Annotated in this window: 13 protein-coding genes; 4 read left to right on the top strand and 9 right to left on the bottom strand. The window is 50.3% G+C overall.

Going from position 1 to position 12,080, the window contains the following annotated elements; genetic code table 11:
* Positions 1-217: 217 nt before the first annotated feature.
* Entirely contained in the window at positions 218-916 is a 699-nt protein-coding gene (locus ACR0D8_RS08070) for an MOSC domain-containing protein (protein WP_480645666.1), read from the bottom strand.
* Positions 906-1,457 (bottom strand): MarR family winged helix-turn-helix transcriptional regulator, encoded by a 552-nt coding sequence (locus ACR0D8_RS08065; RefSeq protein WP_480645665.1) that lies wholly within the window; start codon positions 1,455-1,457, stop codon positions 906-908. The genes ACR0D8_RS08070 and ACR0D8_RS08065 overlap by 11 nt, the downstream gene beginning before the upstream one ends.
* 88 nt (positions 1,458-1,545) lie before the next feature.
* Here ACR0D8_RS08065 and ACR0D8_RS08060 point away from each other — a divergent pair, with 88 nt between their 5' ends.
* From ACR0D8_RS08060 to ACR0D8_RS08045, 4 genes are all read left to right on the top strand, one after another.
* Positions 1,546-2,307 (top strand): hypothetical protein, encoded by a 762-nt coding sequence (locus tag ACR0D8_RS08060; protein ID WP_480645664.1) that lies wholly within the window; start codon positions 1,546-1,548, stop codon positions 2,305-2,307.
* 73 nt (positions 2,308-2,380) lie between these two features.
* Positions 2,381-2,896, top strand: a complete 516-nt coding sequence (locus ACR0D8_RS08055; RefSeq protein ID WP_480645663.1) for a redoxin domain-containing protein — start codon at positions 2,381-2,383, stop codon at positions 2,894-2,896.
* Positions 2,897-3,385: 489 nt separating this feature from the next.
* Positions 3,386-3,616 carry a hexameric tyrosine-coordinated heme protein gene (locus tag ACR0D8_RS08050; RefSeq protein WP_480645662.1) on the top strand — a complete coding sequence of 77 codons (231 nt, stop codon included), beginning with the start codon at positions 3,386-3,388 and terminating at the stop codon, positions 3,614-3,616.
* 844 nt (positions 3,617-4,460) lie between these two features.
* Positions 4,461-4,850: a transposase gene (locus tag ACR0D8_RS08045; RefSeq protein ID WP_480645661.1), complete on the top strand. Its 390-nt coding sequence runs from the start codon at positions 4,461-4,463 to the stop codon at positions 4,848-4,850.
* A gap of 311 nt (positions 4,851-5,161) precedes the next feature.
* Here ACR0D8_RS08045 and ACR0D8_RS08040 read toward each other — a convergent pair whose 3' ends face one another.
* The 7 genes from ACR0D8_RS08040 to ACR0D8_RS08010 form a co-directional block, all read right to left on the bottom strand.
* A complete protein-coding gene (locus ACR0D8_RS08040; RefSeq protein ID WP_480645660.1) occupies positions 5,162-6,073 on the bottom strand; it encodes a pirin family protein in 912 nt (303 codons plus the stop codon).
* 240 nt (positions 6,074-6,313) lie between these two features.
* A complete protein-coding gene (locus ACR0D8_RS08035) occupies positions 6,314-6,742 on the bottom strand; it encodes a hypothetical protein (protein ID WP_480645620.1) in 429 nt (142 codons plus the stop codon).
* A gap of 93 nt (positions 6,743-6,835) precedes the next feature.
* Positions 6,836-7,432, bottom strand: a complete 597-nt coding sequence (locus ACR0D8_RS08030) for a LysE family translocator (RefSeq protein WP_480645659.1) — start codon at positions 7,430-7,432, stop codon at positions 6,836-6,838.
* 194 nt (positions 7,433-7,626) lie between these two features.
* Positions 7,627-8,253, bottom strand: a complete 627-nt coding sequence (wrbA, locus tag ACR0D8_RS08025) for an NAD(P)H:quinone oxidoreductase (protein WP_480645658.1) — start codon at positions 8,251-8,253, stop codon at positions 7,627-7,629.
* 452 nt (positions 8,254-8,705) lie between these two features.
* Positions 8,706-9,608 carry a LysR family transcriptional regulator gene (locus ACR0D8_RS08020; protein WP_480645657.1) on the bottom strand — a complete coding sequence of 301 codons (903 nt, stop codon included), beginning with the start codon at positions 9,606-9,608 and terminating at the stop codon, positions 8,706-8,708.
* A gap of 274 nt (positions 9,609-9,882) precedes the next feature.
* Entirely contained in the window at positions 9,883-10,326 is a 444-nt protein-coding gene (locus ACR0D8_RS08015; RefSeq protein ID WP_480645656.1) for a type 2 periplasmic-binding domain-containing protein, read from the bottom strand.
* A gap of 506 nt (positions 10,327-10,832) precedes the next feature.
* Positions 10,833-11,951, bottom strand: a complete 1,119-nt coding sequence (locus ACR0D8_RS08010; RefSeq protein ID WP_480645655.1) for a helix-turn-helix transcriptional regulator — start codon at positions 11,949-11,951, stop codon at positions 10,833-10,835.
* Positions 11,952-12,080 lie beyond the last annotated feature (129 nt).

The raw sequence follows: 12,080 nt of genomic DNA, 5'->3' as shown, positions 1-12,080 counted from the left end.
ACGTCATCCCGGTGGAAAGTTCTACAACGAACTGAGCAACTTAATTTTGTTGTGGTCCAGGCAAGGTGCCCAGGAAAACGAAACTCGCGAAAACTAGCTTCAATTTCGGCTTCCTATAGAAACTGGCGACCCCAACTCCCCTCAGTGGGATCCGGGGAAGCTGGGATCAAAGCGAACCAATCAGGACGTAGTTGGGTTCACCAACGTGCGAGAGCAACTATTGCTTCGAACCGGATAGGCGTTTGCTGGTATCTTCATCTCTGTCTCCAGTTGCCATGCGCTCGAACGCTTGCTTCCAACCTTCAGCCAGTTCTGGCATCGTTGCCAAAACGCTGGCGTCTTCAGGCGAAGCGTTTCGGCGTAATCGGGCGTTGGTGACTCGCGCGACTGTCCAATCTGGTTGAGGGCGCTCGATGAGGAAAATACCGTCACCAACAGCGGCCCGCCCTGGCTCCAAAACTCTATAGTACCATCCTGTTCTCGAAGTCTTTTGGAACAGGTACGCCATCTTTTTATTTTCGGTGTATTCGCTGACTTTCCAACAGGGTTGGCGGCCTTGACTGATTTGTAAGACCGCTGTTCCAAACCGCAGTTTATCACCAATGCACATATCCAATTCGGTCATACCCAATGTAGAAACATTCTCTCCGAATGCGGCGGGTACTGTACCGGGCGGCATATGCCCTTCCTGAATCCAGCTAATATAGTGGTCCAATGCGTAGTGATGTATCGCCTTGTCTTTTCCCCCATGGTTTTCAAGGTCGGCTTGCTCATCAGTCAGAAACCCTACTTCATCAATTTCCAGCGGGCCTTCCTTTGGTTCTTTATGAATTGCTGATGGTGGGCGACCTTCCCAGCGGTTTGACACTTTTCCGACGAAGATTTGTTCAATGTGACTAAGCGCTTCAGTGTGCATTGCGTGCATCCTGTTCATGGCAGATTTGGTTCGTCTCTTCCGGGGATAGGACCTCTGACAAAAGTGCACAGTAGCCAGCCGATCCTTTAGCGGAGAAATGCTGACACGACTTGCATACTCCGAAAGGCCGCCCTCCATTGACCTTAAGGAGACCTTTAAAAAGACTGTCTAAGACTGCTTGCAGGTCACTTTGAGCATTGTCGTCCAACTCAGCCACTGCCGCCGCTACAGAATTGGGCAGCCTCGCGACCCGACGTCCTTTGGCGGTCAGATCGAAGCTGATAGCCCGCTTGTCTTTTTCGGACTTTCGTTCCGAAACATATCCTTTTTGTAGAAGTGACTTTAGCGTCTGGGACACGGTGCCTCGGGTTGTGCCAAGGTAATCAGAGACATGCGATGGGCTCCGCGAAAAGCGGTTCGCACGGTACAAATAATCCAATACGGCGCTTTGCGTAGGATTCAGGTCACCCTCCCAACCCTGCAACGCATCAATTCTCGCAAGGCGATTGATCAGCTCTCGAATTTTCAATCCTTGTTCCATGAAATTTTCATATCGACTCGAAATAAAACTTGCAATAGTTTCGACTCGAAATTAACTGTGATACATCGCTAATCGAAGGATCGTCACAATGAAAAAGAGTTTTTTTATTGCCGCAGCAGCTTCTACTCTGTTGGCTGGGCAAGTACTGGCAGATGCCAATCATGATCACGCAAGCCATGCGATTAATCAGGAAGGAGCTGTTAAGTCGGCGTCGGACAGCAGCAAAGTTGCTTCATTCGACATTTTGGCAGCGCACGTACACCGCAAAGGGAATACTGTAACCTTCCATATGACAACCAACGGTGTTGCTGGCGCGGACAAACCTGAAGCAACCGGCAATGTGGGTGGATCACATGTTTGGTCTTACGTTTGGCCGACGTCACTTGATCCATCGGTCGTAGGATTTGATGAAGAAGCGGGTATTCTCGCGATGGTTGCTACAAGCCATCCAGACTTCGACGATACGCCACTGTACGACGAGGATCTGAATGGGAATCCAGGCGATGACGGTGGAATTTGGCACAGCCACTGGGTTGTTCTTGCTCCGACTGAAGCGTGCGGACCCGGAGCTCTTGCTGTAAAGGACATTCCGGAGGGTGCAACACCAAACCTGCCGGCGACTTGGCCAGGATTTCCTATCCTCCTGGATAGCCCCGGATTTACGCCCGTATTCGACGGGCCAGAAATCGTCATCAATGCGGCGGTTGCGGGAGGTGCCGAAGGAGCATCCTACGATGGAGTCACTTCTGCACTTCGCGTGAACGAAAGTGTGCATGCGCCACTGCTGTGCGTGACAGATGTCTTTGATGTCGCTTCTGGTGATCTGAGTCTGCCCGGAAAAATCAACTAATCGAGCTACCACTCGCAAGGGGTCGCTAGGTTGTAGATCTAGCGATCCCACAACAATTGAAGGATTCAACCAGATGCTGGCTCCAGAGCTTGAAGTTTCACAGTGGTTCAATACCGCCGACCCAATAACACTCGCTGGTCTTCACGGTAAGGTGGTCGTAATCGAAGCATTCCAAATGCTGTGCCCAGGTTGCGTCATCCACGGCCTGCCATTGGCGCAAAAAATCCAACAAGCCTTCCCCAAAGACAGTGTGGAGGTGTTAGGGCTTCACACGGTATTCGAACATCACGACGCGATGACACCAGTATCACTTGAAGCGTTCTTGCATGAGTACCGTATCAGTTTTCCTGTTGGTGTGGACATGCCGGGGAGGGGAGCTATGCCCAAAACAATGGAAGCTTATCATATGAGAGGAACGCCTAGTCTCATTCTGATTGACAAGAATGGTGTTCTGCGAGCCAACCACCTTGGCGATATTTCAGAGCTACGTCTGGGCGCAGAGATTGCGACCTTATTGGGCGAAGAAACTCAAATACCTGCGGCTGAACCAGCTGCTGGGAAGGTCTGCGCAGTAGACGGCTGCTCATGAGTATTGTGATTGGGACGAGTAAAGTTTGTCCCAATCAGCGTCGTCCCAATACCCAAGCACAACAGATTATGCTGCTCAGCTCTGATATGGCATTGTCATTCTTTTGCGGCAGGGAGTTCTTCCAGAGCTTCGCGTGGACATCGTTCCACAGATCCTTGCATCAAACATAGTTTGGTTAGAATGACAGGTGGGTGTTCAAGCGTCCCTAGAAAGTTTTGACTCAAAACTAACTTGCTTTGACTTGGAGCAAATCTTAAAAGGAAGCTGAGATTCAGGTTGGAGAGATTCGATGAAACCCGCAGGGCTCGCAGTCATTATATCTTCAAGATTGCGTTGGTCTAAGCAATCAACTGGATACGCGGTCTGGCGAAACTGGATGGGACTAAAAACACTCTGCCAAGTCTTCGAAACTAGAAAATATCGGATCTCAATTCCTGAAATGCACATCAAGTTAGATGACAATGATCCCAGAAAACTAGGATAGGCAGTATGAGCGCTTCTTGGCTACCCACCCTTCAGACTGAAAACCCCCAACAAGGGTATGAACTCGCAATAAAGCTGTCCCGTATGGCCGTTAAACTAACGCAGCCTGATGAGCAAATACGCGGAGAACTTAGAACTGTTTACGAAAGAGACGCTGCAGCCTTGGTAGAGGTGTCTGGTGTAGTTGCTGTCAACTTCCAAACAATTGCGGCTGCTAATGCGTATTGGCGGGAGTGATTTAGGCAGTCAGAAAATCTAAGGCACAATAGCCTCTGCAGTACTCTTTGAATTGAATGGCGTCTGCAAGGGGGGCTTGGGAAGGTAAAGGAGCGCGGCTTGGCGGTTCTCAATAAGTTCTCAGCCGCGCGATGGCAAAAGAGACCACTGCCAGAAAGCCGATAACTCACATAAAAGCAGAAAGATCTCCTGAATCGACCGACGCCACCACTCACTCAAATCGGTCTGCCCCCTCATTCAGAGTGTCTGCTTCCCGGACCTGGTGTGAATTCCGCAGATCCGTTTACCAGGAGCCCAGACGAAACTCCGCAATTGTTCTGGGCTCCTGAGCTTCCTCCCCTATAACCCATCTGTCCTAGGTTGCATGAGCATTTCCAGTATTGGCAACAAGTTACGTTCGTCGGCGCAGTGGAATGGGGAACCCGTGAATCTCAAAGGTGCCGGGGCAACGTGACGTAGGTGCCTGCAACTCAGCATGTATGTTTCGGTTGGAAACTGCGGCTGCGCGCCAAAACAAAGAAGAAGCAATTGGTAGTGCCCTGGACATGATGTCGAACGACATCGGTATGGGTCCCCGAGTATTTTTCAGGCGCAAGTCGTTTCAAATTTGGCAACGTTCGAAACAACAATTGACAAGTTTTCCGATGACCCTCGCTTCTGAACAGCGCTTGTAAATTGCGAAGAACAACTCTTCGCAGCGTTACCCAAGCCGATACGAAGTAAACTTTCAACGGCATTGCAATGAGTGTGACTCAATAGGAAATCTTCAGATGTCCTGACCTGCCCCCCGAAACTTCCCTCGTTCTGATGTAGAGTTTGCTCAACCTTTTGAAGGAGCAAACGAATGCGAAAGAGCCGTTTCACGGAAGCTCAGATCATTGGGATGATCAAAGAACAGGAAGCCGGGATGCCGAATGCGGAGGTACTGCGTCGAGCAGGACTCAGCGAAGGCTATCTACGAAACAAACGACACAAGGAACTTGAGAACAAAGTAAAAGACTGGCGGAAAAATCAGAAGCGGGCATCAGCGAGAACCAAAAGTGAAGCAAGAAAGGTCAAGCGAGACACTATTTCTTGTTTGGAACTGGCCCTCAATAAGGCTTCTTCCGAGGTTCAAGCTTTGTTAGTTGAGAATAATGAATTGCGAAAAGAAATCAACGGCTTGAAGTCTGACATTAGCGCGGTGCGAGGTGACGGCAACGTCGTCGGCATAACGTCTAGGAACGTTGAATGACCAAAAACAATTTTTTCACTGGCAGTTGAGTGAGAGACTGTTTGTTTCTTTTTAGTATTCCTGACGCCTACCATGACAGCACTGTGTTCATGCGTTTGGTCACAAGGGTTGCTATCTTGGTTCGCGTCGAATGGTCGGTTGGTCTTATTGGTTGCATCAAAAATTCAGGCCGATTTGGTCTTAATGGGCAACTACTCTGAGGCGCAGATCTGCTTTCAGAATAGTTACCTTGATGAGTCACCTGCGAGACATTTGTCGTCATGTCGTTTATGGTGCAGATTTTCTCATTGCCACCATTGGACACTGCAATGTCAGTGAGACGGTTTTATGAACGTTCCGTTATTTAGCTCGGAGAATGCTCGTTCTAGTTCGGCACGGGTGTTCATGACAATAGGGCCATGCCAAGCTACTGGTTCTTGAATTGGCGCTCCAGAAATCAACAAGAAGCGAACGCCATCTGGACCCGCCTGAACTGTCACCTCGTCTCCTGTTCCAAAGCGGATCAAAGTTCGATCACCGGACATGTCGCGAATATTCAACTCATGACCTGCCACTTCTTTCTCCAACAGAACGCCCTGTGGAGCAGAGGCATCCACAAATGCTCCGGCACCTTCAAAGACATAGGCAAAGGCACGGCGGTACGTGTCGATTTTGAAAGTCTTTTTTACACCAGCAGGAACATAGACATCAAGGTATTGTGGATCTGCGGCGATGCCATCCACAGGACCTGTTTTGCCCCAGAATTCACCCACTATGACTTTTACCCAAGTGCCGTCATCGTCAATGACTTCCGGGATTTCAGTCCCTCGGACGTCCTGATATCGTGGAGCAGTCATTTTTAGTGAGCTGGGTAGGTTACCCCAAAGCTGGAAGCCGTGCATTTGGCCTCTAGCATTACCTGTTGGCATTTCCTGGTGGATGATCCCTGAACCGGCCGTCATCCACTGGACGTCGCCGGCGCCAAGTTTGCCCTTGTTACCTAGGCTGTCCCCATGATCGACGTTACCTGACAACACATAGGTAATTGTCTCAATACCACGGTGAGGATGCCAGGGGAAACCGGCAAGATATTCCTCTGGAATATCGTTTCGAAAGTCGTCTAGCAAAAGGAAGGGATCCAACTCACTCGGGTCTTGGAAGCCGAAAGCACGGTGTAATTTGACACCAGCCCCTTCCATCGTGGGTTGTGCCTGACGAGTCTCTAGAATGGGACGAAAGGACATAATTTTCTCTCTTTTAGTTGTCACTTGTTGGCTGACACATAGTCAGATCATGAGCGCGCAATAATCCTTCAAATGCGAACGTTAGCTGTGCAAGGGTGCGCGGTTATTTATCCGATGCAGAATGAAACTGGGCTTCCCAGAACGCTCTGTTTTCGTGCGGTTTTCTTGTTTGGTGTTGCTGACGCGGATCCGTCGAACATTGAATTCATGCGGTTGGTGACGAGCGTGTTTAGAACTCGCTTACACAGTTGTTTGGCCGTCGGCGTCTGGCTTGTCGTTTAAATGGTCGATCAGACTGAGGCAGGTCTCGGCACACTGGATCGCTTCTAAGAGCAATGCCCGCCGAGCGGGCTGTTCGCCGATACTCTCAATTTCTTCATTCGCGTAAGCTCTCGCCATTTTGAGTTCTGTTTGGGCCAACAGCAAGCAATCTTGTACTTGTTCGGAGAACTCGAACTTTGGCATATCGGTTTGATCATCTGGCTCGCCAAAAACATCGCCCAGCCCATGCTTTTGATACACCTCTCGCAGCACGTGGCTGAAGTCCACCGCGGGTGCTCTGCTCAAAGCATTCTCGGCGAGCAAATCCCTTATCTCAACGCCCGCGCTGGCCATCGCTGAGAATTGGCGTAGTGAGTTTCCAAGTGATTTGAGATCTAGAGTTTTCATGTCAGCTCCTTACTCAGCCGATTTCGTTGTTGTGGGGTGAAGAAAGTCGTTTTGAAGGTTTGGTGGTATGGCAACGGTGCCGAACCCAGAATCTCAGAGCCATAGGGTCAGAATGGAAACCATCAGCAGAACGGCCATCAAAACATTGAACACGCGCCATTGCAGATCGGTCTTCAGAAGTTTCCCTAACAAGCTGCCGAGTTGTGCCCAGAGCGTCAGCGAAAGAGCCGCGCAAATAAAGAACACACTCCCGAACAGCGAAACGACTACGACGCCATTGTCGGAAATCGAGGAGAACGAGGCTGCGACGCCAACTGCCATTGCCCATGCTTTTGGGTTGATGATGAGGAGCAATGCTCCCGCAACGAAGCCGAAAGGGACGTCCCTCTTGCCGCCATTTCCTTCAGGTTTTCCCGCTCTGGCAATCATAAACGCCAGCGCGACCAAATAGGCGGAACCGAGAAGTTTCAGGATCAATTCCAAGGAAGGGAATGCATACATAAGTGCAGACAGACCACCTCCGGAAAATGAAACCAGCGCGGCCAATGCAGTGGCAATGCCGAAAATCAGTGGCAAACTGCGCCGATAGCCAAACCTCGCGCCTGAGGCCGTTGCCAACGAGGTTGCTCCCCCAGGTGAACCGGTTGCCACCAGGGCGAAACTTATCAATGCGATGAGTTGGTTTTCCATCGAGAGCCGTCCTTCCTCTGCTCGGTTCCAGAGCAACGAGTTTCTTCGCGCCGCTCGGGCTCAAGCAAAAAATTAATGATCTCTAGTCACAGGCGATTCCAGACTGATTGAGTGAAATGCGCCCCTAAGTGAGAGAGCGGGGCAGACCAGACAATTGCGTGTTGGACTGCCCAATATGCCCAGAGCAGGGCCGTTTACTGGGTTCCCGAATGCAGCTGTCGGCCAGCAACTATGTCCGAAGTGACACTCGCGACGTGGCGACCCTGGAAGCGCGCCAGTTCCAGTTCCTTTGCACTTGGCTGCCGACTTCCGTCAGGACCGGCCAGTGTTCCCGCACCCAACGGTGAACCTCCCCGTACTTCTGACAGGTCGGTAAGACCAGCAGCGCTGTATGGCAGGCCCACAACAATCATACCGTGATGGAAGAGAGTTGTGTGAAACGAAGTAATCGTAGTCTCGCTTCCTCCGCCTGTTCCTGTCGAGACAAACACGCTGGCAACTTTTCCGATCAATCCGCCGTTCATCCAAATGCCGCCAGTTTGGTCAAGAAAGTTGCGCATTTGGGCAGCCATGTTGCCGAAGCGCGTGGGAGTGCCGAAGATCACAGCATCATAGTCAGCCAGTTCCTCGGGGCTCGCTATGTCAGTATCGGTGTCAATAGCTGCGCCGGCACTTTTGGCTACTTCGGCTGACATTAGTTCCGGCACGCGTTTGACAGTGACTTCAGTGTTGTCAATTTCTCGCGCGCCTTCAGCGATGGCCTTGGCCAACTGCCCAATATGCCCGTACATTGAATAGTGCAAGACAAGCACTTTCGACATCTTTGAAACTCCTTTTCGAGGTTTGGTCACATGCAAACAGCGAACGCTACCGATCCCCAAAATTCATTGAAAATCAGGTATATATCGGCTGCTGCGATGGATGTCATGACAGTAATTATTCCGACCTAAGGAGTGTAGGTGCCTAATTTCGAAATGATTGTTCGGAATTGTGGAACGACCTTGGGTAGGCATGACTTGAGTGCATTTCAGCGGCCGTGTTCGAAGCCACCTTATGGAAACTGCATTGCCATTTTCACAATACCAGCACCAACTCCGTCTCAATCAACTTGATCTAAGCACTCGAAAACAAACACGCCGTGTTTGGCAGGACCAATTTGGCATCCAAAATTGATTGTGCTCGGTTGGTTGTTTCCATAGTTCTTCGATCTGTTTTTACACAGGTTGAACTTTTGATCACTCGGTGGAGTCTCTGGGCTAAGGCTTTTTGCGCCTTACTGATCCCAGTACGGCGGATCGCCAAATGCCGAACGTAAATGGTCGATTAAGGCCCTGACCTTAGTCGTTAGATGCAGATTTGGTGGGTAAACCGCATAGACTGTGTCTTCGGCCGGTTCAACTTCAAGTTGCGCCTCAATAAGGCGCCCTTCCTTGACTGCCTCACTCGAAATGAAAGTCGGTAAAATGGCTATTCCAAGACCTGCCGCGACCGCCTCGCGCTGCACGTCCCCATTGTTCGCCTGCAAGGTGTTTTTGACACGTACAGTTTTAGTCTGACCGTCCACACCAAACAGCCATTCGTCATAAATGCGCCTATTGGTGTATGTAATCGCCTTGTGCTTTTCTAAGTCGGACAACGTTTTTGGTGTTCCATGCTCTTCCGCGTACTCTGGGCTCATCACTACAGAACGCCTGCTTCTGCACAACTTTCGTGAAATTAGGCTTGAGTCTGCCAACCGGCCAATGCGTATTGCCATGTCAAACCCCTCACCAACGATGTCGATCATTCTGTCGTTCAGATCGAGTGAAAGATTGACGCGTGGATAGCGCTTGAGAAACGGAAAGATCGCAGGGCCTAGATGCATTGCACCGAAGCTCATCGGTGCAGCAACTCTAAGTGGTCCAGCAAGGTCTCCGACACGTTCAGCAATTGCTTCAGTTGCTTCAGACAACTCATGCGATATTCTTGCGGCCGTTTCAAAAAATGCCGCACCTTCGTCAGTGAGAGTGAGTTTGCGGGTCGAACGAAGGAGAAGGCGAGCGCCGAGATGTGCCTCTAGGTCTGTTAGACGGCCACTTACAACGGACTTAGAAAGCGAAAGGCGTCTTGCTGCTTCACTGATGGAGCCCGCTTGAACGATTGCGACGAATGTTTCCATACCTTCTAATTTCAACATCGTTCGAATACTCCGAACAATCTTTGCGAAAAACTAGCGTTTAAGCGGGTATGGTAGAACATTAGACAGCAGATATGAAACATTGCAAATGAGTTAAACTTGCCGCTTTTCTGAGGTAGTGCTTTAACCCGATCACGAAATCCACGGTCTGCCGTGGTTTGGCAAACATGTCCTAGCCAAAAGTTCACAAACTGAGTTAGCCGCCGCCTTGACATATTAAAGCAACTCCTTTCGCTTGAGCTAATTGATCAACATCTCGCTTTCCGAGCCAGCATCATGGCTGCATCGGACGCAACCGACCCCCAAATGCGTCCAACAAAATGTCCTTCAGTCGCGAAGTCGCCGCAGTCAAGTCGCCGCCTCGCTTGTGTAGTTTGACATAAACACTGAGTAGGCTTGGCAATCCCTCTCTCTCGCTCGAGATCCGGAGGTTCTTTGGAACATACATTGATGTTCTGACGACGATGCCAAGTCCTGCTTCAATATCAGTCCACAGGCCGCTGAGGCCGGTGCTGGCCATTGAAACATAGTGGTCAATTCCTGATTCAGTTAGGTTTTCCGCGGCAATTTCCCTGAATATACAAGGCTGCCCGAAAGCTACCAACTGGACGGGATCTGACACAGTCAGTTGATATCTGTTCGGGTCAATACAGACAGATTGGAGTTCAGCGATTATGTCTGCAGAGCCGTCACTCTTTGTTTCAATTGTCAATGCCAAGTCAACATGTCCCCGTGGTGTGGCTTCACGCAGTTCTACGTTGCGTTCGACAAACGCAGATTATCGTACAGATGGATGCGATCTAGTAAATGATCCAAGAATATCCGGAAGGAACGTTTCAGCGAAACCTTGAGGCATCCCTATCCTCACATCGCTGTCTACTCCATATCCGTCTATCGCCCTAAGGGCTCGGTCTTTTGCCTCCAGGATCGACTTGGCGTGTGGCAAAAATCGTGGCCAACTTCAGTTAGTGAGACACCATGCCTTGCTCTCATCAAAAGCGTCCGACCAAACATTTGTTCAAGCTTTTGCATTTGCATAGGCATTTTGAGCATTCGGGTTGAACGGTGCTATTGAGTATTGAGGCGCAGTGACGTTGGTTTCCAAGTCGAATTTCATTGCTGAAACGATGGATAAAACGATGTCCCCTCGGGTGCGTTGGTATCGTCCAACTGTCCCGATAACTCGGGTTTTCACCATGACAACTCCCTCGGCGATGATTTCTATTACTTGAACCAGTTTGGTTCGGAGTGAAGTGCGACAACCAAATCCACTTGGCTGCTGGTGCTCGTCTTTCCAAATACGGTCTTCAATTGCGTCCTGACAGTGTGAATACTACGTCGCCGGGCATCTGAGATTTCTTTAAGGTTATGGCCATTCGCGAGATCACAAGCGACTTCTGCCTCTGCTCGCGTCAGGTTGTACAACGAGCACAGCATCTCAACGGGCGGCGTTACCGGGTCCGGCGCCTTTAGCAATACCAGAACACACGCATCCTCTGGGAAACTGAGTTGGCTGTCACATCGAGTTTGCAATGGCGAAACAAAGACCTGCAAGGGTAACGCTCCCTCGCAATCAAGTCGTAGGCAGACACCAGCAGTCAATATGTCGTTTCCACGGCCAGTTTGCGCTGCCTCTAAGATAAAACGTCTCAACCGTTGCGTGTCACGTTCGCGAGGGCAAACAATACCATTTCTCGTCAAGTTATATGATGGGCGGGCTCTCAACAGGTCCTCGGCTACAGGGTTAGCATAGAGGACGTGGCCCAGTTCGTTGCACAACACGGCACCCATCCTGATTCGTTGCAGCGTTTCATGCCAGGATTGTGCCTGAGCTCGCAGTGATGCAAGTTGACGGCCAAGAATTTGCGCCCGTCGAATGTGAGGGATTAACTCGTCGATTTTGCGCAAATCATTACTGGTGAACGGACCCTGTGCCGCAGAACGTTGGATGGTGAATGCTGATCCGTATGGATTACCAGCATCTAGTAGTACGGCTGCGCAATGCTTTATGTCTTGGGGGCTGAGCCAATCATTGACGATTTCTCTTCCGACTCTGCTCTCAAAGTCCTTTTGACTTGAAAAACCGGAAGTGTCTGAAACCATTTTATCACTTCCGATTTCGAGAAGTGTTTGAATGGTTCTGTCAACGTTTGAGAAATGTGTCACATGCTGCTCTAACCAGTGAGGTTCGATGCCGTGGATTTCCATATAGCTTAACGGATCGTTCCGGTCTGGCTGATATGCGAGTGCGGTTGAGCGAGCATTGGTTGAACGTACAAGCTCGTCAAGGAAAGCTGGCCACTTCGAAGGATCAACTCCCGCCTCGTAAGCCAGCCCTACCAATCTGATCTGCGACCCGCGGTTCACCGTGAGATTACCCCCCTTCAGATCGGCGTTGTGTCGCTGCAAGAATATTACACTAAAGCCAGATTCTGCGCAATTTTAGGTCGAGAGTTGTGCTCGAGACAGGGC

This window comes from Ruegeria sp. BG10, from assembly GCF_056538575.1.
Note: the sequence above shows the minus strand (reverse complement) of the source record. Positions and strands in the feature narration are given on the sequence as shown.

Bases quoted from the DNA above. Each gene is read 5' to 3' on its own strand.
- ACR0D8_RS08065 (WP_480645665.1), bottom strand. From the start codon at position 1,457: ATGGAACAAGGATTGAAAATTCGAGAGCTGATCAATCGCCTTGCGAGA.
- ACR0D8_RS08045 (WP_480645661.1), top strand. From the start codon at position 4,461: ATGCGAAAGAGCCGTTTCACGGAAGCTCAGATCATTGGGATGATCAAA.
- ACR0D8_RS08040 (WP_480645660.1), bottom strand. From the start codon at position 6,073: ATGTCCTTTCGTCCCATTCTAGAGACTCGTCAGGCACAACCCACGATG.
- wrbA (WP_480645658.1), bottom strand. From the start codon at position 8,253: ATGTCGAAAGTGCTTGTCTTGCACTATTCAATGTACGGGCATATTGGG.
- ACR0D8_RS08060 (WP_480645664.1), top strand. From the start codon at position 1,546: ATGAAAAAGAGTTTTTTTATTGCCGCAGCAGCTTCTACTCTGTTGGCT.
- ACR0D8_RS08035 (WP_480645620.1), bottom strand. From the start codon at position 6,742: ATGAAAACTCTAGATCTCAAATCACTTGGAAACTCACTACGCCAATTC.
- ACR0D8_RS08055 (WP_480645663.1), top strand. From the start codon at position 2,381: ATGCTGGCTCCAGAGCTTGAAGTTTCACAGTGGTTCAATACCGCCGAC.
- ACR0D8_RS08030 (WP_480645659.1), bottom strand. From the start codon at position 7,432: ATGGAAAACCAACTCATCGCATTGATAAGTTTCGCCCTGGTGGCAACC.
- ACR0D8_RS08020 (WP_480645657.1), bottom strand. From the start codon at position 9,608: ATGTTGAAATTAGAAGGTATGGAAACATTCGTCGCAATCGTTCAAGCG.
- ACR0D8_RS08050 (WP_480645662.1), top strand. From the start codon at position 3,386: ATGAGCGCTTCTTGGCTACCCACCCTTCAGACTGAAAACCCCCAACAA.
- ACR0D8_RS08070 (WP_480645666.1), bottom strand. From the start codon at position 916: ATGCACACTGAAGCGCTTAGTCACATTGAACAAATCTTCGTCGGAAAA.